General features: G+C 48.3%; 26 protein-coding genes. 21 read left to right on the top strand and 5 right to left on the bottom strand.

Annotation, left to right across the window (positions count from 1 at the left end; translation table 11 throughout):
* Positions 1-187: 187 nt before the first annotated feature.
* The 4 genes from recC to ACRJJO_RS12070 all read left to right on the top strand — a co-directional run bounded on the left by recC (position 188) and on the right by ACRJJO_RS12070 (position 6,349).
* Complete coding sequence (gene recC / locus ACRJJO_RS12085) at positions 188-3,328, top strand: exodeoxyribonuclease V subunit gamma (RefSeq protein WP_431065983.1); 3,141 nt, start codon at positions 188-190, stop codon at positions 3,326-3,328.
* A 150-nt stretch (positions 3,329-3,478) separates the two neighbouring features.
* Positions 3,479-4,054 carry a MarR family winged helix-turn-helix transcriptional regulator gene (locus tag ACRJJO_RS12080; RefSeq protein WP_431065982.1) on the top strand — a complete coding sequence of 192 codons (576 nt, stop codon included), beginning with the start codon at positions 3,479-3,481 and terminating at the stop codon, positions 4,052-4,054.
* A 331-nt stretch (positions 4,055-4,385) separates the two neighbouring features.
* Positions 4,386-4,658 (top strand): ubiquinone biosynthesis accessory factor UbiK, encoded by a 273-nt coding sequence (gene ubiK, locus ACRJJO_RS12075; protein WP_431065981.1) that lies wholly within the window; start codon positions 4,386-4,388, stop codon positions 4,656-4,658.
* A 179-nt stretch (positions 4,659-4,837) separates the two neighbouring features.
* A complete protein-coding gene (locus tag ACRJJO_RS12070; protein WP_431065980.1) occupies positions 4,838-6,349 on the top strand; it encodes a YifB family Mg chelatase-like AAA ATPase in 1,512 nt (503 codons plus the stop codon).
* Between the two features lie 194 nt (positions 6,350-6,543).
* Here ACRJJO_RS12070 and ACRJJO_RS12065 read toward each other — a convergent pair whose 3' ends face one another.
* On the bottom strand, positions 6,544-6,912 hold the full coding sequence (locus tag ACRJJO_RS12065) for a hypothetical protein (protein WP_404358543.1): 369 nt from the start codon (positions 6,910-6,912) through the stop codon (positions 6,544-6,546).
* A 607-nt stretch (positions 6,913-7,519) separates the two neighbouring features.
* Here ACRJJO_RS12065 and ACRJJO_RS12060 point away from each other — a divergent pair.
* The 3 genes from ACRJJO_RS12060 to ACRJJO_RS12050 all read left to right on the top strand — a co-directional run bounded on the left by ACRJJO_RS12060 (position 7,520) and on the right by ACRJJO_RS12050 (position 9,427).
* Positions 7,520-8,200: a zinc ribbon domain-containing protein gene (locus ACRJJO_RS12060; RefSeq protein WP_431065986.1), complete on the top strand. Its 681-nt coding sequence runs from the start codon at positions 7,520-7,522 to the stop codon at positions 8,198-8,200.
* A gap of 240 nt (positions 8,201-8,440) precedes the next feature.
* Entirely contained in the window at positions 8,441-8,617 is a 177-nt protein-coding gene (locus ACRJJO_RS12055) for a hypothetical protein (RefSeq protein WP_431065979.1), read from the top strand.
* 312 nt (positions 8,618-8,929) lie between these two features.
* Positions 8,930-9,427 carry a hypothetical protein gene (locus tag ACRJJO_RS12050; RefSeq protein WP_431065978.1) on the top strand — a complete coding sequence of 166 codons (498 nt, stop codon included), beginning with the start codon at positions 8,930-8,932 and terminating at the stop codon, positions 9,425-9,427.
* A gap of 34 nt (positions 9,428-9,461) precedes the next feature.
* On the opposite strand, the gene ACRJJO_RS12045 is transcribed toward ACRJJO_RS12050, so the two are convergent.
* Complete coding sequence (locus ACRJJO_RS12045) at positions 9,462-9,695, bottom strand: hypothetical protein (protein ID WP_431065977.1); 234 nt, start codon at positions 9,693-9,695, stop codon at positions 9,462-9,464.
* Between the two features lie 331 nt (positions 9,696-10,026).
* Between ACRJJO_RS12045 and ACRJJO_RS12040 the strand changes: the two genes are divergently transcribed.
* From ACRJJO_RS12040 to ACRJJO_RS12010, 7 genes are all read left to right on the top strand, one after another.
* Positions 10,027-13,299 carry an LAGLIDADG family homing endonuclease gene (locus tag ACRJJO_RS12040; protein ID WP_431065976.1) on the top strand — a complete coding sequence of 1,091 codons (3,273 nt, stop codon included), beginning with the start codon at positions 10,027-10,029 and terminating at the stop codon, positions 13,297-13,299.
* Positions 13,300-13,319: 20 nt separating this feature from the next.
* Complete coding sequence (locus tag ACRJJO_RS12035; RefSeq protein WP_431065975.1) at positions 13,320-14,054, top strand: DUF3800 domain-containing protein; 735 nt, start codon at positions 13,320-13,322, stop codon at positions 14,052-14,054.
* A gap of 168 nt (positions 14,055-14,222) precedes the next feature.
* Complete coding sequence (locus ACRJJO_RS12030) at positions 14,223-14,906, top strand: ribonucleotide reductase subunit alpha (protein ID WP_014146809.1); 684 nt, start codon at positions 14,223-14,225, stop codon at positions 14,904-14,906.
* A 27-nt stretch (positions 14,907-14,933) separates the two neighbouring features.
* The gene (locus ACRJJO_RS12025; protein ID WP_431065974.1) at positions 14,934-15,173 is read left to right on the top strand and encodes a hypothetical protein; all 240 of its coding nucleotides are present in this window, start codon (positions 14,934-14,936) and stop codon (positions 15,171-15,173) included.
* On the top strand, positions 15,170-15,385 hold the full coding sequence (locus ACRJJO_RS12020) for a DUF2283 domain-containing protein (protein WP_431065973.1): 216 nt from the start codon (positions 15,170-15,172) through the stop codon (positions 15,383-15,385). The genes ACRJJO_RS12025 and ACRJJO_RS12020 overlap by 4 nt, the downstream gene beginning before the upstream one ends.
* A 122-nt stretch (positions 15,386-15,507) precedes the next feature.
* Positions 15,508-17,274 carry an ATP-dependent nuclease gene (locus ACRJJO_RS12015; protein ID WP_431065972.1) on the top strand — a complete coding sequence of 589 codons (1,767 nt, stop codon included), beginning with the start codon at positions 15,508-15,510 and terminating at the stop codon, positions 17,272-17,274.
* A gap of 287 nt (positions 17,275-17,561) precedes the next feature.
* Positions 17,562-18,098 carry a hypothetical protein gene (locus ACRJJO_RS12010; protein ID WP_431065971.1) on the top strand — a complete coding sequence of 179 codons (537 nt, stop codon included), beginning with the start codon at positions 17,562-17,564 and terminating at the stop codon, positions 18,096-18,098.
* A 654-nt stretch (positions 18,099-18,752) separates the two neighbouring features.
* Here the strand turns inward: ACRJJO_RS12010 and ACRJJO_RS12005 are convergent.
* The 3 genes from ACRJJO_RS12005 to ACRJJO_RS11995 all read right to left on the bottom strand — a co-directional run bounded on the left by ACRJJO_RS12005 (position 18,753) and on the right by ACRJJO_RS11995 (position 20,411).
* Positions 18,753-19,238, bottom strand: a complete 486-nt coding sequence (locus tag ACRJJO_RS12005; RefSeq protein WP_431065970.1) for a hypothetical protein — start codon at positions 19,236-19,238, stop codon at positions 18,753-18,755.
* 523 nt (positions 19,239-19,761) lie between these two features.
* Positions 19,762-20,079 (bottom strand): hypothetical protein, encoded by a 318-nt coding sequence (locus ACRJJO_RS12000; RefSeq protein WP_431065969.1) that lies wholly within the window; start codon positions 20,077-20,079, stop codon positions 19,762-19,764.
* Positions 20,076-20,411 carry a type II toxin-antitoxin system RelE/ParE family toxin gene (locus ACRJJO_RS11995; RefSeq protein ID WP_431065968.1) on the bottom strand — a complete coding sequence of 112 codons (336 nt, stop codon included), beginning with the start codon at positions 20,409-20,411 and terminating at the stop codon, positions 20,076-20,078. Before ACRJJO_RS11995 ends, ACRJJO_RS12000 begins: the two co-directional genes overlap by 4 nt.
* Positions 20,412-20,815: 404 nt before the next feature.
* Here ACRJJO_RS11995 and ACRJJO_RS11990 point away from each other — a divergent pair, with 404 nt between their 5' ends.
* From ACRJJO_RS11990 to ACRJJO_RS11960, 7 genes are all read left to right on the top strand, one after another.
* Positions 20,816-21,070, top strand: a complete 255-nt coding sequence (locus tag ACRJJO_RS11990) for an AbrB/MazE/SpoVT family DNA-binding domain-containing protein (protein ID WP_431065967.1) — start codon at positions 20,816-20,818, stop codon at positions 21,068-21,070.
* The gene (locus ACRJJO_RS11985) at positions 21,070-21,387 is read left to right on the top strand and encodes a type II toxin-antitoxin system PemK/MazF family toxin (protein ID WP_431065966.1); all 318 of its coding nucleotides are present in this window, start codon (positions 21,070-21,072) and stop codon (positions 21,385-21,387) included. Before ACRJJO_RS11990 ends, ACRJJO_RS11985 begins: the two co-directional genes overlap by 1 nt.
* A 312-nt stretch (positions 21,388-21,699) precedes the next feature.
* Positions 21,700-21,942: a type II toxin-antitoxin system Phd/YefM family antitoxin gene (locus ACRJJO_RS11980; RefSeq protein WP_431065965.1), complete on the top strand. Its 243-nt coding sequence runs from the start codon at positions 21,700-21,702 to the stop codon at positions 21,940-21,942.
* Positions 21,939-22,184 (top strand): Txe/YoeB family addiction module toxin, encoded by a 246-nt coding sequence (locus ACRJJO_RS11975; protein WP_431065964.1) that lies wholly within the window; start codon positions 21,939-21,941, stop codon positions 22,182-22,184. Before ACRJJO_RS11980 ends, ACRJJO_RS11975 begins: the two co-directional genes overlap by 4 nt.
* Positions 22,185-22,723: 539 nt before the next feature.
* Positions 22,724-22,813, top strand: a complete 90-nt coding sequence (locus ACRJJO_RS11970; RefSeq protein WP_431065963.1) for a DUF2283 domain-containing protein — start codon at positions 22,724-22,726, stop codon at positions 22,811-22,813.
* A 342-nt stretch (positions 22,814-23,155) separates the two neighbouring features.
* Entirely contained in the window at positions 23,156-24,901 is a 1,746-nt protein-coding gene (locus tag ACRJJO_RS11965; protein WP_431065962.1) for a 2-oxoacid:acceptor oxidoreductase subunit alpha, read from the top strand.
* Positions 24,898-25,743 (top strand): 2-oxoacid:ferredoxin oxidoreductase subunit beta, encoded by an 846-nt coding sequence (locus tag ACRJJO_RS11960; protein WP_431065961.1) that lies wholly within the window; start codon positions 24,898-24,900, stop codon positions 25,741-25,743. Before ACRJJO_RS11965 ends, ACRJJO_RS11960 begins: the two co-directional genes overlap by 4 nt.
* The last annotated feature ends 39 nt before the right edge of the window (positions 25,744-25,782 follow it).

The following is a 25,782-nucleotide window of genomic DNA, read 5'->3' as shown; positions in this document are numbered from 1 at the left end:
GTCTCATTGGTTAAGATTGCAAAAGGGTAATTTTTGACTTATGTATAACGATGAGTGGTCCTCCGTGGGAATCCATACCTTGGCTGCCGAGACTATCAGTAGAAATTCCCTCGATTAAGTAATTTCGTGCCAATTCCTTAACCAGCAAAGAGCTTGCCGCGAAAACCGAAAAAAATCAAACCAATCCATGTTCATTCTGCACAGTTCCAATAAAACCGAAAATCTGCTCGAACATTTGGCAGCCGTCATCGAAACCCGGCCGCTAAGTTCGCCGTTTGCCAAAGAAGTGTTTCTCATCCAAAGCCAAGGCATGGAACGTTGGTTGTCGCAACAGCTGGCAAGCCGGCTCGGCGTCTGGGGAAATTATGAGTTTTTATTTCCGGGGCGGTTTTTTAGTACCTTGGCACAACGAATCGACAATCGATTGAATGACGAAGCCTTCGACCGCCATGTGCTGCATTGGCGCTTCGAAGTGCTGCTTCGCGAACTCGACAACGAGATATTTGCGCCGCTGAATAATTATTTAACCGGCGACACAGTTGCCTTAAAGCGTTATCAGCTAGCGTTGCAATTGGCTTTGATTTTCGACCAATATCAAATCATGCGTCCGGATATGCTGTCTGCCTGGCAGCATGGCGAAACGCTTTACGATACGCAAACCGAACGCTGGCAAAGCGCGTTATGGCAGCGGATTACCGAAAATGCAGGCACGAAGCACCGGGGTAGTTTATGGCTGGAAGTGATCGAGCGTTTTAATTCGGCGTCGCCGGGACAATTTTCTGCCGTTTTGCCCGAGCGGATTTCGATCTTCGGCGTCAATACCATGCCGCCCCTGTTTCTCGGTTTTTTACAGGGATTGTCGAATCATGCGCAAGTGCACTTGTATTTGCTCAACCCCGCTCAAGCTTTTTGGGCGGATTTGGCGACTAAGCGTCAGCGTATCGATCAAGAGGATGCCGGCGGACATCCGCTACTGTCGGCATTGGGTCAACAAGGCCGCGAATTTCAGGAGATGTTGTTGGAGCAGGTGCAGTTCGAATTGGAGCTGGACAGTTTCGAACAAGACGAGCCAAGCACGGTCCTGCGACAGCTGCAAAACGATATTCTCAATAACGACAGCGAATCGACGCCTTTAATCCGCGACGGGTCTATCGCTATTCATGCGTGTCATTCCCGTATGCGCGAAGTCGAAGTCTTGAAAAACCAACTGTTGGCCGCATTGGAAAACGACCCCGAGTTGGAACTGCGCGATATTGTCGTGATGGCGCCGGACATCGAATTATACGAACCGTTTATTGCCGCAGTATTCGACGATATTCAACATGCGGTTGCCGATCGCAGCTTGCGCTTGAGCAATCATGCCTTGGATGCTTTTATTGTTTTTTTGAAGCTGAGCCAAAGCCGGTTCGGTTGGCGCGCGGTCCTGGATTTGCTCGAAAAACCGTCGGTTTATCCGGGCTTCGGCCTGTCCGAAACCGATTTGGAATTGATCAAACATTGGGTTCGGGATACGCAAGTGCGTTGGGGGAAATCGGCCGAACACAAACGCGAATTGGGCCTGCCCGAGCTCGATGAAAATACCTGGCAAGCCGCATTGGATCGCTTGTTGATGGGTTATGCGGTCGGCAACGACGACGATTTTGTCGACGGCGTCCTGCCTTATATCGATATCGAGGGTTCTTCGGCGTTGGCGCTTGGCGGCTTGAATGATTTTATGCAATTGTTGTTTAGAGCCGGCAACGATTTAAGCATGGCCAAATCGCTCAAGGCATGGGGCGAAAAGCTTTATTATTATGCCGATCAATTATTGCCCGAAGCCGATGCCGTCGAGCGACAACAGCTCAACGAATTACTGGCGGAATTAACCGAAAAATTGCCCGAAATTCACAACGCGCCGATCGAGTGGCAAGTCGTTTGCGCCTGGCTTGAAGGCCGACTGGAAGAACACAAATCGTCAAACGGCTTTTTACGCGGCCAACTCACGTTTTGTTCGATGCTGCCGATGCGCTCGATTCCGTTTAAAGTGATCGCCTTGCTCGGCATGAACGACGGCGAGTTTCCGAAAGTCGACCGCAATCCAACCTTCGATTTACTGGCCGCCCATTTTCGCAAGGGCGACCGCTCGCGCCGCGCCGACGACCGGTATCAGTTTCTGGAGATACTGCTGTCGGCGCGGCAACAATTGATTGTGACTTATATCGGACGGTCGATCAGCCATAACGAAACGATACCGCCTTCGGTCGTGATCAGTGAACTGCTCGCCGTGCTTCGCGATCATTACGGCCTGGACAATGGCGTGACTTATCATCCGCTACAGGCTTTTAGCCCACGTTATTTCGAGTCGGAATCGGCTTTGTTCAGTTATTCCGAGGCAGATTGCCAGGCCGCGGCAGCGTTGGTTAAACCTAAACCTGAGCCGGCACCGTGGTGGCAAGGTAGTTTAGAGGACGAAACCGACCAAACGATCGTTGAAATAAGCGAATTATTTGCCTTTTACCGACATCCGCAAAAATATTTCATGCAACGCAGACTCGATGTCCGTTTTAATGGCATTGCTTCGGATGCAGAAGAGCGCGAGCCTTTCTCGATTGGTCAATTGGAAGGTTATACGATTTATCACGAATGGATCGATGGGGTACTGCACGATAAACCGCTGACTGCACAAAAACTCAAGGCACAAGGGCGATGGCTGTCCGGCGTGGCCGGAGATCTCGAATTTGCCCGGCAACAACAAAACATCGATGCCTTTGCCGAAGTAATCAAGGCCAAGGCGCTCGGCGAACCGCTCGAGGATTTATCGGTCGATCTGACGATCGGAAATTATCGGTTGGTCGGTAAACTCGGCAATCGTTATGAGCACGGCAGTTTGTTTTATCGTTACGCCAATTTGAAAGGCAAGGACTTTATGCTTGCCTGGTTGCATCATCTGATGATCAATCAAATCGAACCTCAACAGACTTGCTTGACCGCTATCGACCAGGATATAACGTTCGAGCCGGACTATTGTGCGTTAGGCGAATTGGAAGCATGGATTGAAATCTATCGGCAAGGATTGCACAGACCCGATGCGTTTTTCGTCGAGCCGGCTTTTGCGTATGTCAAACAAGCTCATAAATTGTCGCAAAGCAGCCGCGCGGCGAAACCCGCCATAGAGTCGGCAATCGACCAACTAACCCGTGCTATTGAACAAGCTTACGAACCTGAGCTTAGAAAATTATTTCTCGAAGACTACAACCCGGAGGCGTTGTTGAACGAGGTGTTTGAAGACCATTGTCGAAACTTGCTGTTGCCGGTATGGGGAATGATTGAGAGAGCGGCAGAGAATTAAAAAGTGTTGTGAAAATTCTTATACCCAGTGATACGAATATGCTCGCTCTCGAACATCTCGTCTAAAGCGAATGCCGAAAATTACTTTGTAATCGGTATAATGCTGTAAACACAAAAAATGGCTCTCGCGGCAACTTACCAAATACTATCCATGCAGGAATTAAGCACGTTTAAATTGATCGACAGGATCAGTACGCTGGTGCGTTCGGAAGAACGAAAAAAATACACCGCGCTGGGTTTGCAACCGATACAGGGGCAAATTATTGATTATTTAGCTCAATGCAATAACATGAGCGACACGCCTGCCGCTGTCGCCGAATATTTCGGCCTGACCAAAGGCACTGTTTCGCAATCGTTACAAGTGCTCGAACGAAAAGGTTATATCGAAAAAAAACCGAATGAGCAAGATCGGCGTATCTTGCATTTGCGTCTTTCGGCAGCCGGCGAGTCTGTTTTAAAGGAAATGCAAGCTTATGACATTTATCATGCTGCCGAGCAAGCGATTCCTAAAGAACAGTTTGATGCGCTAAACCAAGCATTGCTGTCGACACTATTGGTGTTGCAAAAAAGCAATAATTTAAAAAGCTTCGGCGTCTGTTACACATGCTATTATTTTTCAGAGCTGGACCAACATTATCAATGCGATTTAATGCAGCAGCCGCTGAATCAGCAGGATGCCTTGAAAATTTGCCGCGAGCATGTTTTATTTGAAGGGAATGTTGGGTGAAGGATTAAGAAGCCGATGCGAGAAGCTCTAGCTTCGCGTTATAAGCCGTGTAGGGTACGCTATGCGTACCTTGATACCTCCGCTGTTAACCGCAAGTCGATATGATTCGACATGAGTAGGTGGTGGTGCTTATTGGCATGAAAGAATGCGCAGCGTACCAATTATCTACAACAATAAACTCAGAGCATAGAAGCCATTGGGATAAGTTATTTATTATCATTTTTTTACGATAGTATCGGTGAAAAAATTTGCATCGTGCTTAATTTGTGTTCAAATCATTGATACCGCTCTTGCTGAGTAGTCATCACTTTATTATTTATGAGGTATTACTATGTTCGATCCCAAAGCCATTGACGATATCGCAAACCGCCTAGCGAATGCCATGCCGCCCGGCTTGTCCCATTTGAAAGAAGATATGGAAAAAAACTTCCATGCCGTTTTACAAGGCACTCTCGGCAAACTGGACCTAGTCACCCGCGAAGAGTTTGAAGTTCAAAAAGCCGTATTAACTAAAACACGAACCAAACTCGAAGACTTGGAAATTCGTGTTGCCTCGCTGGAAAAACAACTTAATCAAAACCCACCCGATCAAGTTAATTCATAATACAAAAATCGGCAGTTTAACCACGAGGAATATAAAGCTCATTAAGCATTTCAAGGGCTTGCATTAAATCTTCTTATTCTTCACGATCTTCATGGTAGATGCTTTTTCTAGGATAATTAACAGCGACCCTTTCAAGCCGGTTTTTCGCTAAAAATTCGGCTTTTTTCTCCAAATTACTTATGACTCTAGCCGTAGCCTATAGCCGCGGCCGTTCCGGAATCGATGCGCCGTTGGTGACGGTGGAAGTCCATGTCACGAGCGGCCTACCCGCACTCAATATCGTCGGCTTGCCCGAAACGGCGGTCAAGGAAAGCCGGGACCGGGTGCGCGGCGCGATCATCAATTCATATTTCGAATTTCCGATGCAGCGCGTCACGATCAATCTGGCTCCGGCCGATTTACCGAAGGAAGGCGGGCGTTTCGATCTGGCAATCGCCTTGGGTATTCTAGCAGCATCAGGGCAAATTCCAGCCGGTCGCTTGGCGGAAGTCGAATGCGTGGGCGAACTATCACTCGGCGGCGAATTGCGTCCGGTCAGCGGAGTTTTACCGATAGCGATACAAACACGGAACAGCCAAAAACCATTAATTCTGCCCAAAGAGAATTGCGCAGAAGCGGCCTTGATCAAAGATATCGACCTATTGCCGGCCAATCACCTACTTGAAGTGTGCGCCCATCTAAACGGGCAGAAATCGATCGTCGTCGACGAGGAAACTCTCGCGTTGACGGCTGAGGTAGAATCGATCGATTTTTCCGATGTGCATGGGCAATATCATGTCAAACGCGCCTTCGAAATCGCCGCATCCGGTGCGCATAATTTAATCATGCTCGGGCCGCCCGGCACCGGTAAATCGATGCTTGCCGCACGCTTGCCGACGATTCTGCCGCCGCTGACCGAGCAACAAGCCCAGGAAACCGCCGCGATTGCATCGATTAGCGACAAAGGACTCGATGTCGCCAATTGGTTGAAGCCGCCGTTTAGAGCGCCGCATCATACCGCATCGGCTGCGGCGTTGGTCGGTGGCGGCGGCAATCCGAAACCTGGAGAAATTTCATTGGCCCATAACGGCACATTGTTTTTGGACGAATTACCCGAATTCGATCGCAGGGTGTTGGAAGTGCTTCGCGAACCGCTCGAAACCGGACATATCAGTATTTCGCGTGCGGCCCGGCAAGCCGAATTTCCCGCTCGATTTCAATTGATTGCCGCGATGAACCCATGCCCGTGCGGTTATCTGGGTGATCCTTCGGGGCGCTGTCATTGCTCGATAGAACAAGTCGCACGATACCGTGCCCGAATATCAGGGCCGTTGCTCGATCGCATCGATATGCATTTGGAAGTGCCGAGAGTGTCTCGCGAGGTGCTGCGAAAAGGTTCAGCGGAAGGAGAAGAATGCAGCGCGCAAATCAGAGCCCGGGTCGTTGCGGCACGGAATATCGCGATGTCGCGGCAAGAAAAAACCAATGCGGCGCTCAACGCCCGCGAAGTCAAGCGGCATTGCCGATTGTCCGATCAAGGCCATGAACTGCTCGAACAAGCCATGGATAAGTTCGGGCTGTCGCACCGCGCCTATCATCGTATTCTCAAGGTCGCAAGAACCATTGCCGATTTGGCCGGTTCCGAAACGATAGAAATTTCTCATTTGAGCGAGGCCATCGGCTACCGCAGATTAGATAGGAAAGCCGACTGAAGCCTTACTCGAAAAGGTTAATGAATGGAAAGTTGTGTTGTTTCAAAGCCTGTTAATACGGCTGATCGCTCGTATTCCGTTTGCGGCTTTAGATGTAGGGTGCGCATCGCACAACGGTGCTAGGACGCCTAGCCGAATTTGAAACCATAAAAAGGTTCGCGATGCGCTCCCTACTTGGTTATGTATCGATGAAATTACTTGCCTGTTTCAAGCCTTAGCGTAGGGAATTTTTCACGAAATAGCTGCTCGCTAGAACCCATCAGCGAACGACCTTCATCGATTTCTTTATAGCCTTCGGTGACCATGTCCCGGCCTTTTTTCAGGTCTTTTTGGGCATCTTCGATCAATTGATTACCTTTAGACACTTTGTTTTCGCCTGAAGACAACAATTTAGATCCTCTTTCCCATTCTCCGGACAAACGCGTTTTTAATTCGGATTCGGACTTAGCTGTCTCGGCGTGCTCACGCATCAAATCGGCCATCGTCGGCTCGCTAGCGCATCCCGAAAGGGCAATTGTAGAAGCAAAAGCGACCGGATAAAGAAAGCGAATTAAAAAATTCATAGGAAATCTCCTAAATTTGTCATATAGAAACAATATTATAACATTCTTATTTATATTCCCGAAAAGCAGGCACAGGCGGCAGTAATTCCCAGTTTGAGAAATTTCTCCGTGTTCAGGATGCGGGGTATACCTGTCGAGGAATGGCGTGTATTAGGGCAATGCAGGAGCAATTGCCGAGGAGCAAAAATCTGCCCCTGCCGCCGACATCCTCGCTAAGCACACCCCGCACCCATTTTTTATCCTCAAATTGGGAATTGTTGCACCGGCGGGTTAATTTCCGATGATCCTAAATTCGGCAGTTTAACTATAAAGAACATGAGGTATTTTAATAGATTACCTAAACACTCCCGCTAACCTCTTGGGCGGTGAATGAAAGTTCTATACAAATGCATAACAAGTTATTAAATTAACTATGGTTATCAACAATTTCCAAAATATTTTGAGCGACGTAGGGTGCGCATCGCGAACCTTTCCACGGTACCGAATCGACGAGAGGTCCCGACCCAGGTGCGCGATGCGCACCCTACGGATAAAGGAATAGGTAGTCGTTTAGTGATGTCGGTTATACTCAGAAATTTAAACCAATTGGGAGATTACCGTGGAAATAATGCCGTCTTTCAAAAGCAGCGGCGGTTATCGCGCCGCGCAATATCTGATTACGATTCTGATCGTGTTGTTGGTTGGTTATTTAATGAGCCTGCTACCGGTCATGTCCCGTTTAGTGATCGCCGATCGTTTGGCCGCGACGGATTTGGTGTTGTTCGTCACGCAAATGACCGCGCTGGTCTTGTTTTATCTTTTTGCGGTCAATGCGATCGCAGCACTTCCGAAAACCGGCGGCGCGCTGTTTTTTGTCAAGGCTATCAGCGTACCGGCGGCTTTGTTGATCATTGTCATTATCGGACAAGGTGTCATTTGGCAAGTCTTGGGGCTTTTCGTCGGCGCATCCGGCAAATCGCTCTATTTCGGTATCGCGATTTTATTGATCGTTTTGATCGGTATTTGGTTGGTATGGGTTGCCTTTCAGAATGCACCCTATTTGATCGACTCGATGGAAGAAGTCAAGGAAACCCTGCCGGCGCTGCCTAGTCTGCGCACCAGTGCTTGTTCCGAATGCGGGCAATTATCATCCAGAAGCGCCAAGTTTTGCTGTCATTGCGGTCACCCGAAACACAAGGAATTCAAATGCCTGGCCTGCGGTGAAGCATTGCAGGAAGATCAAAAATTTTGCCACAACTGCGGACACTCTATCGAGACAGCGGAACAAAAAGAGCCTGACCATTCATGAGAAAGTTTGGTCGGCTTTATTGTATGAAGCTGATGAGTCCACAAGCCGCAAAGATGGACGGATTACCTGCGACAACCTGCCGCGCGGCAATTCGCCACATTTTCAGCGTTTGGAAATCTCTTTAGAATCGCCGCAACTCTTAAATGTATTGCGTATACATTCTTACCTCCTAAAGGGTTTCAAGGGTTTTTTAAGCGGACATCGTGTCCGCTTTTTTTTGCCCGAAGAAAAGTCCGAAATATGAAAGGCCTTTTCGTGATGCCGCATTCGGCCGAAGCTTTAGCTATTCCAAATTCAGCTGAACGTATTTGGTTTTATCCGCTCCTTCAAAAACTCCCACAGTTCTCTCATTACAACGGCGAATTATTCCGCGATACTACACTCCAAGGTGAAGCGAACGGCGCTGCTGAAATTTGATGTACGAAAGGTATAAGCCTAAAAAGAGCAGTTGAAAGCTTCAAACTACCGTTCGCCCTGAGCCCCTTCGGCTGCGCTCAGGAGGGCCCTGTCGAAGGGTGAACGGTAGTTTGAAGCTTCACCAATCCGGTGTAAGTGTTGTAGACCCTTCATGCTTCGACTTGGCTCAGCACGAACGGTCTACAACACTTATCAACTGCTCTTTTTAGGATAAGCGATGGCATTGCCGGCCAGGCAATGCCGTTTAACCGAACGAACCGTAGGAGAACGGCGATATGAACAGACTGCCGGAAAGCGTCAACCAAAAATTCAATGAACTGTTCCCCGAAACCTTTTCGGCAAGTGCAGGGCGCAGCACCGAATCATGCCTTAACCGAATATCATTTGACTATTTTTTATGTCGAATTGACGCTGGACGGTTACCTGTTTTTGCGGCGCAAAGCCGACAGCGATGCTCGGCTGGTTTGGTTTTCGATTGCGGATGAGTTATTTTCGTTCGTGGTGGCATCCGTCGATTTGAATGGCGTTTCCAGCAAAATACCGGTCACGATCCGAAGACAATCGTTCGATACCGCGTTCGGTCATGTTGGCGAAAAATCCGAGGACTTCAAGATTTCTCTGGAATTGGCCCATAGATTGATATCGCTCACTGGAAACCAATTCTGTGTCGACAATGACCTTGCGGTAAAAACCGAGGACGCGTACAAAAAAGGGCTACACAAAGACCTGAGATTCCAAGCGCTAGGCTTGAGAAATTTGGTTCGCCGAGACGCGGGCATCGTGAAGTTTGCGGTGCGTTATCTTGGTTGATCCCTGCTCCGCAAACGCCACATTAGGTTTCGTTTCATTCCCCGCGCATCAAATCCAGCAACGCGTCGACCGACATCTTGCCGCTAATGTCCGCGCCTTCCAATAGGCTATCGGCCAAATCGCGCTTGTGGCTGTGCAGCGCGACGATCTTTTCCTCGATCGTGTTCTTCGCGATCATCCGGTAAATGGTCACCGGCCGCTGTTGGCCCATGCGGTGCGCACGGTCCGAGGCTTGATCCTCGACCGCCGGGTTCCACCCCTGGTCCATGTGAATCACATAATCGACCACGCAAAGTCGAAAATTGCGAATTTGCCTATCGGTTAGCTGAAAAAATAAGATTTTCCCGTGTTCGAGTCGTCTAAAATTTTTTTTAAGCTAACTCATTGAACTTAAAAAACTACCTCTCAATCGCTCCTTTTGGTCCGCAAAAAAACCGCGAAAAACACAACATATTGATTTAAGATATAGTCATAAACACTATATGAGGGATTCGCATTGCTTGCGGATTTTCTCGCTCAAGCGCACGAAATATCAATGGTCCGGGCCTTTCCCGGATGCGATAAAGCCAAAACGTTCAACCAGACAAGGGAATCAAAGAATGACCGCAAAACTCCAAGTCGTTACGCAACACGCGACCGAAATTCCGCTGCAAAGCGCATCGCTGGACATCTGGGACAGCAAATACCGACTGAAAACCAAAGACGGCAAAGCCGTAGACGGCACGATTGACGACACCTACAAACGCGTCGCGAAAGCCCTGGCCGAAGTCGAGACCAACAAGTCTTTGCAAGAGCATTGGCACAAAGAATTTCTATGGGCATTGCGTAAAGGCGCGATTCCGGCCGGTCGCATCACATCGAATGCCGGTGCGCTGGAACACAAACCGGCAACTTCGACGATCAACTGCACCGTCTCGGGCATCATCGAAGACTCTATGGACGATATTCTAGGGAAAGTACATGAGGCAGGACTTACGCTCAAGGCGGGCTGCGGTATCGGCTATGAATTTTCGACGCTGCGCCCGAAAAACGCCTATGTGTCCGGCGCCGGCGCCTACACATCCGGACCGCTGTCGTTCATGGACATCTACGACAAGATGTGTTTTACGGTTTCTTCCGCCGGCGGTCGCCGCGGCGCGCAAATGGCAACCTTCGACGTCGCGCACCCGGACGTCGTCGATTTCATCCGCGCCAAACGCGAAGACGGCCGCCTGCGTCAGTTCAATCTGTCGTTGCTGATCACCCGCGAGTTCGTCGAAGCGGTTAAAAACGATGCGCAATGGCCGCTGTCGTTTCCTGTCACCGAGCGCGAAGTCAAAGCCGATGCTATCGATTTGACCGATTCCGACAAAATCGTCTGGCGCGATCTACCGAACAAGAAAAGCTATGTCGTCAACGAAGCCGGCCTAGTCGCATGCCGCATCACCAAAACCATGCCGGCCCGGCGCCTGTGGGACATCATCATGTCGTCGACCTACGACTACGCCGAACCGGGCTTCATCCTGATCGATAAAGTCAACGAAATGAACAACAACTGGTTCTGCGAGAACATTCGGGCGACTAACCCGTGCGTGACCGCCGATACTCGGCTCGCGACCCAATACGGGCTGGTCACGATAGGCGAATTGTACCGACGCGGCTTGCCGTTGGAGGTTTCCGTAGATTGCCGGTCTTTGGGACAAGACCATCGGGGTGTTGAAGTGCGACCGGCTAAACCTGCCTTCATGACTGCAAAGCAAGCGGAAGTCTATCGTGTAGTCACCGAAGACGGTTATGAAATCAAAGCCACCGAATGGCACGATTTTTATACTGATCGCGGCAAAATCAAATTGCGCGAACTTCGCCCGGGAGATGAAATACTCGTGCAATCTGGCAAAGGGCAATTCGGTCATGAAGGCGATGAAAAGCTTGGCATGCTACTGGGCCTGATTACCGGGGACGGTCATTTTACGAATCGCGGCAATAATCAGGAAGCCGTAATCGTGAATTTGTGGAATGAAGAAAGGGGTCTGGCTGAAACGATTACTACTTATGTCAATTCATTGATCGCACAGAGCGCTAGAACGGCTCGCCAATACCAGGTTTCTCCGGTGGCCGTGCCCGAACGCAATCATCTTTTTATTCGCTCGGTCGTGCTGGCGCGCGTACTCGAACATTACGGCTTTTCGCGTGATAGCAAACTGCGCGTACCGGAAGTCGTTTGGCGCGGTACCGAAGACTGCGTCCAAAACTATCTTCGCGCATTATTCCAAGCCGACGGCACTGTCAACATCTCAAGCAATAGCCAAAGCTGCTCGATTCGATTAGCTTCGAGTTATCCCGGATTGCTTAAAGACATACAACAATTGCTGGCAAACTTCGGCGTATTTTCGCGGATAAGACAACGGCGTCCTGCGCAAATGCGTCAATTGCCGGACGGTAAGGGCGGACATAGAGACTATCAGTGTAAAGCCGATTATGAATTGATTATCGACGGCGAATCTCGGGAAACCTTCATGCGCGAAATAGGTTTCTTACTCGACTATAAAAACGAGAAATATCGCCAGTGGGCAGCGGACAAAGCCTTGCGCAAATCACAGCGCTTTACGACACGGGTAAAAAGCATTGATTATGCTGGTCGTGAAGCGGTGTTCGATACCACGCAGCCGGATTGCAATGCCGTAATTTTTAACGGACTGGTTACAGGACAATGCGGCGAACAACCATTACCGCCCTACGGCAGTTGCCTGCTCGGCTCGATCAACCTGACCCGCTTCATCGAAAAACCGTTCAGCAAAGAAGCCGGATTCGATTGGGAAGGTTTCCGCAAGACCGTGCGTATTTTTACCCGCATGCTCGACAACGTCGTCGAAATCAACGGCTTGCCGCTCCAAAAACAACGCGACGAAATCTTCGGCAAACGCCGCCACGGCATGGGTTATCTGGGATTAGGCTCGACACTGACGATGCTAGGCCTGAAATACGGCGAGGAAGAGTCCTTAGCCTTTACCGAAGAAGTCACCAAAGCGCTGGCTATTGAAGGCTGGAAGGTCGGACTGGAACTCGCGAAAGAAAAAGGTCCGGCACCGATAATGGAGCAAATGTTCACGGTCACCGGCGAAATGCTGTACAAACGCCCGGAAATGCAGCAAGACGGCTACAAGGTTGGCGACAAAGTACCGGGCAAAGTGCTGCACGCAAAATACAGCCGCTACATGCAGCAACTGGCGCAAGAAGAGCCCAAACTGGTCGAAGAACTGGCCAAGACCGGTTGCCGCTTCACGCATCATAGCTCGATCGCGCCAACCGGCACGATCTCGCTGTCGCTCGCGAACAACGCCAGCAACGGCATCGAACCGAGCTTCGCGCACCATTATTCGCGTAACGTCATCCGCGAAGGCAAAAAGTCCAAGGAAAAGGTCGACGTGTTCTCGTTCGAACTCTTGGCTTATCGCCACCTGGTCAATCCCGACGCGATGCCGTACAGCGACGACCCGAACGCGCAATTGCCGGATTATTTCATCGCCGCCGACGATGTCACGCCGATACAACATGTCGATATCCAGGCCGCCGCGCAAAAATGGATCGATTCGTCGATCTCGAAAACCGCCAACGTTCCGACCGACTATCCGTATGAAGACTTCAAGTCGATCTACGAATACGCCTACGACCAAGGTTTAAAAGGCTGCACGACATTCCGCTTTAATCCGGAAGTGTTCCAGGGCGTGTTGGTCAAGGAAAAGGACTTGGAAAACACCACCTACCAGTTCACGCTGGAAGACGGCCATGTAGTCGAATTGAAAGGCAACGAAGAAGTCGAGTACGACGGCGAAATCCATTCCGCCGCGAATTTGTTCGATGCGCTGAAGGAAGGGTATTACGGGAAGTTTTAGCTGTTGTGCATACTGAACAGATGAGCGAATCTTTCTCCGACTATATCGTCTATGTCGATGAAAGTGGCGATCATGGATTAAATAGTATTGATCCCAGTTATCCGGTATTCGTTTTGGTGTTTTGTATCTTTCATAAACGGGACTATGTGCAAACCGTAGTCCCTTTAATACAAGAATTTAAACTCAAACATTTCGGACACGATCAAGTTATTTTGCATGAAACCGATATCCGCCGCGACCGCGGTAGTTTTGCTTTTTTGAAAAGTAAACAGCATAAATCCGATTTTCTAAACGAACTAACGGACTTAGTCCAAAAAGCGCCGTTTACACTGATTAGCTCCGTAATCGATAAACAAGCCTATCGGCAACGGCATCTAACGGTGGAAAATCCTTATCACATTGGACTACGGTTTGGTTTGGAAAGGATTTTTTATCACCTGCGGCAACAACCGACACTCACTCACATTGTGGTCGAGCAACGAGGTAAGGTTGAAGACAATGAACTGGAATTGGAATTTCGCAGAATATGTGCGGGAGAGAATTATTTACATCGCCCATTACCGTTCGAATTGGTATTTGCCGATAAAAAAAGCAATTCGGCCGGCTTACAATTGGCCGATTTGATCGCTCGACCGATTGGATTGCATATCCTAAAACCCGAGCAAAGCAATAGAGCGTTCGACATTATCGAAAACAAATTTTACAGAAATAGCCGGGGTAACAAACATGGCTTTGGACTGAAGCGTTACCCTTAAAAACAAAAAGCCCCGATGCTACCACCGAGGCTTTTTGTCGACCGAGTATCCTCAATCCTTATCGGCATTATCCTACCGGCAAGGTTGGAGAGTCAAATTCGATATTTGGCATGGACAACAGATAAATTTAACCGGGCTCGCGAGTCCCGAGAATTCTAGGCAAAAAACATGACACTACACAAAATCAACAAAAAAATCGTCAGCTACAAAGTGCTGACCAAAGACAGCGCCGAAACAGCCCAGCCCGAAGCGGAAAAACCGTCCCCGGAATCGATGCACGAAAACATCGAACGGCCCGAAGTTCTGGTCGGCTCGACCTACAAGATCAAAACGCCGCAATCCGAACATGCGCTGTACATCACGGTCAACGACATCATCCTAAACCAAGGTTCCGAGCACGAAGAACGCCGACCTTACGAAGTCTTCATCAACTCGAAAAACATGGAACATTTCCAATGGGTGTTGGCGCTGACGCGCGTCATCTCGGCGGTGTTCCGCAAAGGCGGCGACGCCTGCTTCCTGGTCGAAGAGCTCAAAGCGGTATTCGACCCGCGCGGCGGCTACTTCAAAAAAGGCGGCGTATTCATGCCCTCGCTGGTCGCAGAAATCGGCCACGCGATCGAATCGCATCTGAAACACATCGGCATGATACAGCCCGAAGAAATGAGCGATCACCAAAAACAATTTCTCGCCGAAAAACGCCGCGAATTCGAAGCCCACCACGGCGCGGCAAACAACGGCGACGCCTTCCCGGAACAAGCCGTACTCTGCACTAAATGTAGCACTAAAGCGATGGTGCTGATGGACGGGTGTATGACTTGTTTGAATTGTGGGGAGTCGAAGTGTGGGTGATAGTAAACTGCTCAATAGATGCCGGCGATGGACGAATTAACCACAACCGATTATTTTCGTGACAACGTATTGCCGAAACGGCCTTACATAAAACCGGAATGGTGCCAAGCCGCGTTATCTCATCCCTTTCGCAGGGAAGTTCAAGACGACGGACGGATTCGGCATTGGATGTTTGTGCCTGAACTCAATAAATTCTTGCGGGTCGTCACACTTGAAGACGGTAAAACGGTCCATAACGCTTTTCCTGATCGGAGATTTAAACCATGAAACTAAACTACGACCAAAAAACGGACTCTCTTTACATTCATTTAGCGGACAGGCCTTCCGTCGATTCAGACGAAGTGGTCGACGGCGTTGTTTTGGACTTTGACGAAAACGGCGCTTTGGTAGGGATTGACGTCCAGCACGCCAGTAAAAAGGCGGATATTCAGAATTTGTCGTTGTTGCATTTGCCGTTGAGGGAATTGGATGCCGCTTGACGCTATCGGTTTTCGCCCCTTTTTTCGCTGTTTTTTCGTTTTCTACGCGCCTTCGGCGCCGGACGTAGCAAAGTTGCGCCGGTTATTGAAGCGTTATGTTCTTCCTGATAACGGAGTAAAATTTGTCTGAAGTAAGAATAAGCTCAGTTAAGTTCACGAACTTTAAAGCACTGCAAAATTTCTCTGTTAGCCTAAGCGAGACAAATATTTTAGTTGGGCCAAACAATGCCGGGAAATCGACGATTATAAGTGCATTTAGAATTCTGGATGTCGCTCTCCGGAAGGCCAAAAGGCTAAAAGCGGAAAGAGTTCCACTCCCAAACGGAAGCACAGGGTTTGGCCATAGAGTTCCAGAGCAACTAATTAGTGTTTCACTTGAAAACGTAGCTACGGATTATAACGAAGAAGACAGTAAGATTGAGTTTCGTTTAACCAATAGAAACAAACTATTCTTATTCTTTCCGAATGAAGGCGGTTGCGTTCTTCATTGGGATAACGAGGGGGCTAGTGTTAATACACCAGGTCGCTTCAGGAATGCTTTTCCAATAAATATACAGGTCGTTCCCGTTTTAGGTCCCTTGGAGCACGAAGAAACCTATGTAAATGAAGAGACTGTCAAAAACTCTCTCAATACACATCGAGCATGCAGGCACTTTAGAAACTACTGGCATTATTTTGACGAAGGTTGGGCTGAGTTCTCAGAAATGATCTCGTCTACATGGCCAGGAATGAAAATTAAAAAGCCAGAGCTAGACATACCAAATAGAAAACTCAGCATGTTTGTATCTGAAGAACGGATTGATCGTGAAGTTTATTGGGCTGGATTTGGATTTCAAATTTGGTGTCAATTACTTACCCATTTATCACGTTCAAATGATGCAAGCATCGTAATAATTGATGAGCCGGAAATTTATCTTCACCCTGACGTCCAACGTCAGCTCCTTAACATTCTCAGAGGAATAGATGCAGATGTGCTGCTCGCAACACATTCTGTCGAAATTATGGGGGAGGCCGACCCTTCTGAAATACTTCTGGTGAATAAAGGATCGAAATCTGCAAAAAGACTGAAAGATGTTGAAGGTGTTCAAATAGCGTTAGAGTCGTTAGGTTCGACCCAAAACGTTACTCTTACACACTTAGCAAGAACCAAGAAAATTCTTTTTGTCGAAGGTATTGCGGACTATAAATCTATACGGAGATTTGCAAAGAATTTAGGGCTCAATGAACTAGCTTCAGGTAATGATCTAACAGCATTTGAATCCGGCGGCTTTTCTTCATGGGAAAGGATAAAATCTTTTGCATGGGGTGTTAAAAACACAATAGATGCGAATATGAAGCTATTCGCTGTTTACGACAGAGACTATTATTGCAGTGATGAAATTGAATACATATTAGATGGCCTCAAAACCGAACTAACCTATGCTCACATTCATCAACGAAAAGAAATGGAAAACTATCTTCTAGTTATTCCTGTATTAGAAAGGGTATTAATTAAGCAGGTTGACTTTAAGAATCGACGTACTGGAGAGCGGATAAGTATAGAAAAAAACATTCATGACTATCTGGAAAAGATAACAAAAACTCTGAAAGTTGAAGCTCAAGCACAATATATTGCCAAACGTATTAGTTATCACCAAGGTAAAGGGATTGACAATGGAACTATAAGCAAGGATGCGATTGAAGTCTTCGAAGATCTTTGGGCAGATATTGATTCTCGTATGGAGATTGTTCCTGGAAAAACAACGATTCGTTTGCTAAGAACTTTAGTTCAAAAAGATTACAAAGTAAACCTGACTGATGTGCAAATAATCGACGAATTTGATCGGGATGAAACACCAAAGGACTTGCTCCAATTGATTGAACATCTGGATGATTTTCGTGCAAATTAGGGCAACAGGAAGCAAGGAGTCAGGTCTAAAGGAAGGAAAAGCAGCAGGGTCAAAAGCAGCGGGGTCAGGTCTATATTCATAGCTTTTTGCAAAAGCAGCGGGGTCAGGTCTATATTCATAGCTTTTTGTAACTGGGAAATAAAATAGCCAGGTTTATTCTATAATTCAATCTGACCCTCTTTTTCAATTTATTACGTGACACGGCGAGGCGGATCTAGATAGGGGCCGGATTTATTTTTATAATTCAACTTGACAGCTTTTGCCGCTATTTAAACTACTGATACTAAATGAAAATACTTGAAATAATATTAATTTTTTCACTTTGCATGATCACAGGGTGTAATGTAATTCCAATGAATTCAAACCCTCAAAATCTACTGCCATCTAAATCATTCATTGATGCCGATTTGAGATTGATAACAATATCTATGTCAGATCATGCAGATACTGATTTAATATCTTCTATCCAAGTCGAAACTGCATGGAAAAACTCTTTAGAAAAAGCCCTTTTTACAAAAAAAATATTTAGTGACAATTCAAAAAGAAAAGTAAATATAGATATTAATGTAACTAAATATATTGTTGGGATAACACAATTTGATGTTCATATTATTGCGGAATATAAAATAGTTGATAGAAATTCTGATAAAATCATTCATTCCGAAGTTATTGATTCAAAAGGAAACTCAAATTTATTCTTTGGATTGAATCGTAGTAATGAAAGTAACGGCATGGCTATTCGAGCTAATATAGAAAAATATATTGCGAAGTTAGAAGAATATGCTTTAGAAAATCAAACAATTCCGAGTAGTAGGTCCTATTAACGAAGATCGAAAGTCAGGGGCCAGGGGTTTCGAGGTAACTGCCCAGCCCCCCACTCCGAAATCGGCATTTTTTCTGAAAACCCACTGTAAGCCATTGATAGTTGGTTACGTGGCCAAAAACTGAAAACTGGCAAAATCCTAGAGAGGGTCTGAATACTTACGTTTCGGGAGAATAGGGTCAAGTCTAGAGTCATGGCTTTTTTTGGAAATGGGAAATAAAGGGGTCGGTATTATTTTATAATTCAACCTTACCTCTTTTTCTGAAAGGAATAGGTGATTTTTTTAGATTGACTTATTCTACCGTGAGAGGAATCATTAAAAATCATAAATCAAAGACCTGCCCGTTTGCTTGCGTTTGCTTTTTTGGTGCAATAGGTCATTATGTTGGTGATAAAGGCATCGTAATTACAAGTAGCCTGTTTTAATAGTGCTATCAAATTGGCAAAGTCACATGATATTGAATTATGGGATGGGAGTAAGTTAGTCAGATTTTTAGCCAACGATTTAACGTTTTTTAAATTTTTAAATAATAAATCTGTATAGCGTCTATTCTGTTAAAAATCAAAAGAGGGAGAATAGTAGACGAAGCCATGTCCAAAATAACCGGGATCAGAGTAAAATATACTTGCACCAAAATATATGAGTTACTAGTAGCTACAAGATATTACTACTAGTATCTACATCTTTTAAAATACAATTGTAATTTCTAACCGTATTAGGGCCTCCTTTTAACGTTTTTCTATCTATGTTAAATGCTAAATCTCCAATAGGCCATGGCATCCTAAATTTAAATATTAAAATATTTGGTGTCGTCTCGATAAAACCTTTAACGACGTCATATACATCAAGACCACAAAGTGCTTCAAAAGCTACTTCAACATTTGAATGATTAGGATTTGATAAAACATTGGAATCGAATATGAATGTAAATTGTGACCCATATGTCGAGGCGGCGCATTTTTTTGAATAAGCATTGTACTGCTCAGCTTGTTCAAATTTATTTTCGTTTCTATATTTATTCGCTAAATTATTAATTCTTTCGGATTCTATTTGTGCTGAGTCTTGGCAAATCAATTGCTTTGACTCTGCTAATACATCTAATGACAGCATTGTAAGTAACACAACACAAGACTTGTTCATAATTCATCCTTTATAAAATTTAAAGAAAAAGTAATGCAAGCAGATGGGGTCGGCACCTGACTCAAGCATTCTTGTTTTTATGAACAATAGCCCCAAACGTCATTGAGTGCAATTGATAAAAGAAAAAATAGGGTCACCCATTAGCCTGTCATAGTCAACAAAGGCAGCGGAGTCAGCAGCGGGGTCGAGACAATGGGGTCAGGTCTAGATACATAGCCTTTTTTGAAAATCCCGGCACGGTAATTCCGCGCGCCCGGATTTATGAAAGGGAACTAACGGGTAACTGGCTGTTCTAACTTGATGATTAGAATGCAATACTTGACCCCGCTGCCCCCAATTAGACTCGCCCAAATTAGTTTGGCCGACTGAATGGGCAACGGAAATGAAACCAGCGAAACAAAAAGGTACGTTGGCTGATATTTTTTGTTTGTGAAGTCCGTAAATCGCAATTGGTAGGGCGTCAAACGGCCAAGCCGTATGGCGCCATAGGTTTTAACCAATCTCGGCCGGAAGTCACCGCGCTCTAGTGCACGGCTCTGACTTCAAGGTGAACGCCACTTTGGGTTTGAAGCTGAGAGATAACAGCAAAGAGATTTCTAGCTTGTGGATTGCCTTTCTGGCTAAACATGCGCATCAGGCTTTTGGGCGGGGTATTTGTAACTTCGCCAAGTCGTTCAAAGCCAATCGTTGCGTTGATATAGTCACGTAAAACGGCCTTGCCTGTGTCCACATCCCCGGATAAAAGACATTCAATTCCTTCGCGTAGCAAAGCGTCGCGAAACTCTGTGTCCTGCTCGATACGCGCTATTATGGTATCTTTGAAACTGCGTGTTAACGTCATTTGTCACCTCTCTGGCGTTTTCGCCGCTTGTAATCGTTCCATCTAGTTTGTGCATCCTCAATGTCGCGTTGCTGCCGTTTCTTTGTGCCGCCAGCCAGCAGGATCACAAGTCGCTCGCCGTCTTTGCCAAAATAAATTCTGTAACCCGGTCCAGAATCGATGCGAAATTCTAATACGTCGGCACCGACACCTTTTGCATTCGAAAAATTCCCCTGTTCCAGCCGAATAATCGCTGTTGCTATCTTGGCGGCACTAGATGCATCAAGATGATTAAACCAATCCGCGAAAGGGCTGCGACCATTCGTATCTGTATATTCATGAATCTGAATCATGCCTGATAGTAACCTATAAGTTACTGACGATCAATGACAATATTTTTCCTTCACGGTAAATGTCAACTTAGTTGTCGCATGAGTTGAAAATCCCGAATCCCGGCACGGTAATTCCGCGCGCCCGGATTTGTGTGTGGAGCTACCGGGTAACTGGCTGTTCTAACTTGATGATTAGAATAGAATACGCAACGGGGTCAGGTCTAGTGCGACAAGCTTCGCTTGTCGCACTAGACCTGACCCCTAGCCGTTTGCTAGCCGCCCTAGCCGGACCTGACCCCGTAGCCTCTCGGCTGGAAGCTTGCCGTTAGGAGCTCAAAAACCATCAGTCTCTCAAGTTTATGGAAAATTCGACGTAATTACATTATAGTTACGATAAATTCAGTAAATAATAGGAGTGCAGTCAAATGACTCAGCTAGTACGAATAGGGAATTCTCAAGGCATAAGAATACCTAAGCCTTTGATTGAACAGGCTCGTTTGGAAGGAAAAGAGCTCAAATTACAATTGGTTAACGGTGGCCTCCTCATAACTCCGGAGAATGGAGTTAGAGAAGGATGGAAAGAAGCTATAGAACAAACAATTTCGGCTCAGGGGCAAGAGTCGCTAGATGATGAATGGTTGGATTTCCCTCTCGACTCAGATGATGAGCTGGACTGGTAATGATAAAGCGATTTGAAGTTTGGCTCGTTGACCTTAATCCCACAAAAGGAAGAGAGATCAATAAAACACGCCCTTGCGTTGTAATTTCCCCCAATGAAATGTCAGCTCTGTCTACGGTCCTTATGGCTCCAATGACGACTAAGGGTTTTGAGTTTCCTTGTCGTGTTCCATGTAAGTTCAAAGAAAAAAGTGGTCTGATCCTGCTGGATCAAATTAGGGCAGTTGATAAATCAAGGCTTGTTAAAAAGCTTGGGGCAGTGAGTGCAAAGACACAAAAAGAACTGTGTTCGTGCTTAAAAGAAATGTTCGAGTATTAAATGTAGCTAACAATGCAAATTCACTCGGACAAAAGCAACGGGGTTTCGAGTAGGACAGGCACTCCCAGCGAGGTAGGGTGATGTTGGTTTTCTCCGTTTGCCGCCTGGTTTCCCGGCGGTGCCACAATATCTCACCCATAACGCAGGTTGATCCAGCAAAAAAGGGGTCACAAAAAAGGGGTCACACAAAAAAGGGGTCAGGTTAGTTTTATTACCGACTTCTTTTTAGCTGAAGCCATACATGGCGTTCGTCTTAACGTACGCACTAAAAAATGTACACTGGAGAGAATTGGAACACAGCCGAAACTGGTCATGACCGGAATAACTGCAACTGAGGCGCGCAGCAACCTTTATCGGTTGATTGATGAAACCGCCGAATCCCACCAACCAATCGTCATTACGGGCAAACGAAATAATACTGTTCTGGTTTCCGAAGAAGATTGGTCTGCAATTCAGGAAACGCTTTACCTGCTATCCGTGCCAGGCATGCGTGAGTCTATTCGAAAGGTTATGGATACCGCTGTGGGTGAATGCAATGAGGAACTCGGCTGGTGACATGGAAGCGGGTTTATACCAAGCAAGCTCAGAAGGATGCAAGGAAGTTGGCCGCCAGCGGCCGCCTGAAATTAATGAAATTAAAAGCGAAGGAATTGCTGGAGCTGATAGCAGAAGATCCGTATTGTAAGCCACCTCCGTTTGAGAAGCCTATCGGCGATCTTACGGGGACCTATTCCCGCCGGATCAATATTCAGCATCGCCTAGTGTACCATGTACTTGAAGACGAACGGAGTCGTTAAAGTTCTTCGGCTCTGGAGCCACTACGAATAATATATAACCGTAAATTCGGCAGGGCCGTCGGTCCGATTGGTGAAACGCAATCGGACGAACAAACTACACCTTTCGCACTTCAAATTTCGGCATTGCCCGAGGAGGCGCCGGGGTGTCCGGTCGGTTTTCGCTCCTGCAAAATCGACATTCACGCCATCCATGGCGTTCACAAAGGCTTTGCCAGCATGGAGCTGGCATAGAGTATACAGGGACGTATTCACGGCGTTCTTTGGCGGACACCCCTGCGCCGAATTTTGATCTACGACGGGTATAATTGTTTCTCAAAGCACGCTTCGCTATTTGGAGCTACGCGTACTGCTGGTGATCAGGGAGTTACTCCCTTTATACTCAAAAATTAGCTAACTTTATGAAGGTATGGGGTGTGGCTAACGAGGATGTCGGCAGCAGGAAGCTGCCGTCAAGCCCCCATGGAAGGGTTTACGGCGGTCCTTGATAGACACATCCCATATTATTCTTAGACGGTTTTTCAATCAAAAGGGAGTAACCAATGAAACTGAGTTACGACCCAAAAACGGACTCTCTTTACATTCATTTAGCAGACCGGCCTTCCGTCGATTCGGACGAAGTCCGTCGATAGCCTTGTTTTGGATCTTGATGAAAACGGCGCTTTGGTCGGTATCGAAGTCCAGCATGCCACTCAAAATGCTGATATTCAGAAGTTGTCATTGCGAAATAAAGGGGTGGGGGTTATTTTATAATTCAATCTAACTAACCCTTTTTCTCGCCTTTTTCTCCCGCTTGACGGCATTATTTCCCCAGATCATAATCAGATCGGAATGCGCGATTAGGCGTATTGGACTTCTTATGCGTAATCCCACACAGCAGTACCGCCCCCTCCTGCAAGCTGTCGGGACTCGCCATGCAGAGAATAAATCATGAACATTTTAAGAACGAATAAGCCTGACGGAGCCAACCTGCGATGATCGAGGCACAAGAAAAACCGCCCGTGGACAGTTGCTCGTTGGCTCTGATCGGCAGCGGCGGAGCCGGAGTAATGACCGCCGGGCAGATCCTTTTGGATGCTGCTGCCGAGGCTGGTTATTTCGGCTTGATGACTCGTTCTACCGGTCCACAGATTCGTGGGGGCGAAGCCGCCGCAGTGCTTCGACTCGGCGTGACGCCTGTCGGCTGCCAGGATGATCGCATCGATCTTTTAGTCGCGCTGGACTGGGGCAAGGCCGAGCACTTTTCCGATGAGCTGGTGCTGGATGCCGATAGCGTGGTTATTGCTGATTCTGCTGAAGGCGAGCCACCCGTTTGGGTGACGGATTCGGGTGCTCGCCACTACGCGGTAAGACTTAGCGAACTTGCGCGCGAACATTCCGGCTTACGCGCCAATATCATTGCTGTGGGCATCGTCGGGGCGCTTGTCGGTCTCGATTTCGAGTGCGTGAAGAATACTATCCGGCGCCGATTCATCGCCAAAGGGAATCAGTTGATCAATGTCATACAGGCTGGACTGCAGGCAAGCATTTCCGCGGCCGATTCGCTCCAATGTGCCTGCAAGCTCGCGCCGCCTCAACCGCAACCGCGTTGGCTGTTGACCGGTAACGAAGCCGTCGGCATGGGTGCGCTGCGCGGCGGGGTGCGGTTCTGTGCCGCCTATCCGATCACGCCTTCCACTGAGATTCAGGAATGGTTGGCTAGACGGCTCCCCGAGGTAGGCGGCTGCCTGGTACAGGCCGAAGACGAACTCGCCTCGATCAACATGTGCATTGGCGCCTCGTTTGGCGGGGTGCCGGCCATGACAGCCACCTCGGGCCCGGGGTTATCTCTGATGGTCGAGGCGCTGGGGCTGGCGGTGGCGACCGAGACGCCACTGGTTGTGGTTGACGTTATGCGTGGCGGCCCGTCTACTGGCATTCCCACCAAGTCCGAGCAGGCCGATCTCGCCATTGCCGTTTATGGCGCGCACGGCGATGCGCCTCGGCTGGTGTTGGCGCCCAACGGCATTGGCGATTGTGTGACAACTACCCAGTGGGCCGTATACCTGGCCGAGGCGCTGCAATGTCCGGCTGTGGTATTGAGCGATCAATTTCTGGGGCAGTCACGTGCTGCCATTACGCCGCCGAAGGATCGCGAGTGGCACGCCGAACGGCGCAGGGCGCCGGCGGATATCGCGGATTTCCAACGTTTCGGGGATTCCAGCGACGGCATCTCGATGATGGGCATTCCCGGCACGCCGGGCAGCGAATACACAGCTACGGGTTTGAGCCATAAAACGTCGGCGCGTCCCTCGGCCATGCCCGCCGACCATCGCCTACAGTTGGACAAGCAACGCCGTAAGCTCGAGCAATTCGATTACGGCGATGACTGGGCCGACATCGAGGGCGCTGGATCTCTTGGGTTGCTGACCTGGGGGTCCACCACCCAAGCGGCTCGAGAAGCCGTCGCGCAGGTTCGTGCCGATGGATCGGCGGTAAGGCTCGTGTCGCTAAGGCTGATCGCCCCGCTTGATCCTATCCGGCTCGCTAGAGCTTTGGAAGGTATAGATCGCCTGTTGGTGGTCGAACAAAGCCACGGAGCGCAGTTTTTTCGCTATCTGCGGGCCGTCTGCGAACTGCCGCCGCACACTCGCCGCCTTGCCGAGCCCGGCCCCCTGCTCTTGCTGCCGGGCCGGATCGCCGCTGCGCTTCGCGTACTAGAGATGGAGCAGGTCAAATGAGCAGAGAACATCAAGTCAAGCCCCGCGCCCTCGCGCACAAAGATTACAAGTCGAGCTACAAGCCCGTATGGTGCGCAGGTTGCGGTGATTACGGCGTGCTCAACGCGCTCACGAAGTCGCTCTCAGCACTGGAAATTCGCACTGAACAGGTTGCTCTGATCTCCGGTATCGGTTGCTCATCTCGGCTTCCGGCCTATACCCGGGCCTATGGTTTACACGGCGTACACGGCCGTGCATTGCCTGTGGCCGCAGGGCTAGCCATCAGCCGGCCGGAGCTTACGGTCATCGCCGTAGGCGGCGACGGGGACGGTTTCTCGATCGGCGGCAACCACTTCATCCATGCTTGCAGGCGTAACGCCAATTTTAGTTATCTGGTGATGGACAACGCGGTTTACGGCATGACGAAGGGACAGGCTTCGCCGACCACTGAGAGTGACTGGACCGGTTCGAAACTGGCCCCGCAAGGCACACATCAACCGCCCTTTCAGCCGCTGGAAATGGCGCTGGCTGCCGGGGCACCGTTCATCGCACGGGCCTTTTCGAATGCCCCCAACGAACTCGCACGGATCATCCGCGAGGCCATCGAATTTCCCGGTTTCGCTTTTGTGCAGATATTGAGTCCGTGCGTTACTTTCCGTCCGGAACAGCTTAACTGGAAGAAACAGGTACAAGAGGCTTTTTCGCCGACCGCCGACAAGCGCGAGGCCTATCTCAAACTACTTGACGATGATGGCATCGGCACCGGGATTCTTTATCGTGCCCCTCGACCCTGCTTTCAACCCGATACCGCCACGCCCCGAAGCCTGGCGGCGATCGCAACCGACTTCGAGGTCTCCGCATGAGTATGCTAACGACGGTCCTCGGTAGACACATCCCGTACC

This window comes from Methylotuvimicrobium sp. (assembly GCF_050611805.1).
Lineage (GTDB): Bacteria > Pseudomonadota > Gammaproteobacteria > Methylococcales > Methylomonadaceae > Methylotuvimicrobium.
Note: the sequence above shows the minus strand (reverse complement) of the source record. Positions and strands in the feature narration are given on the sequence as shown.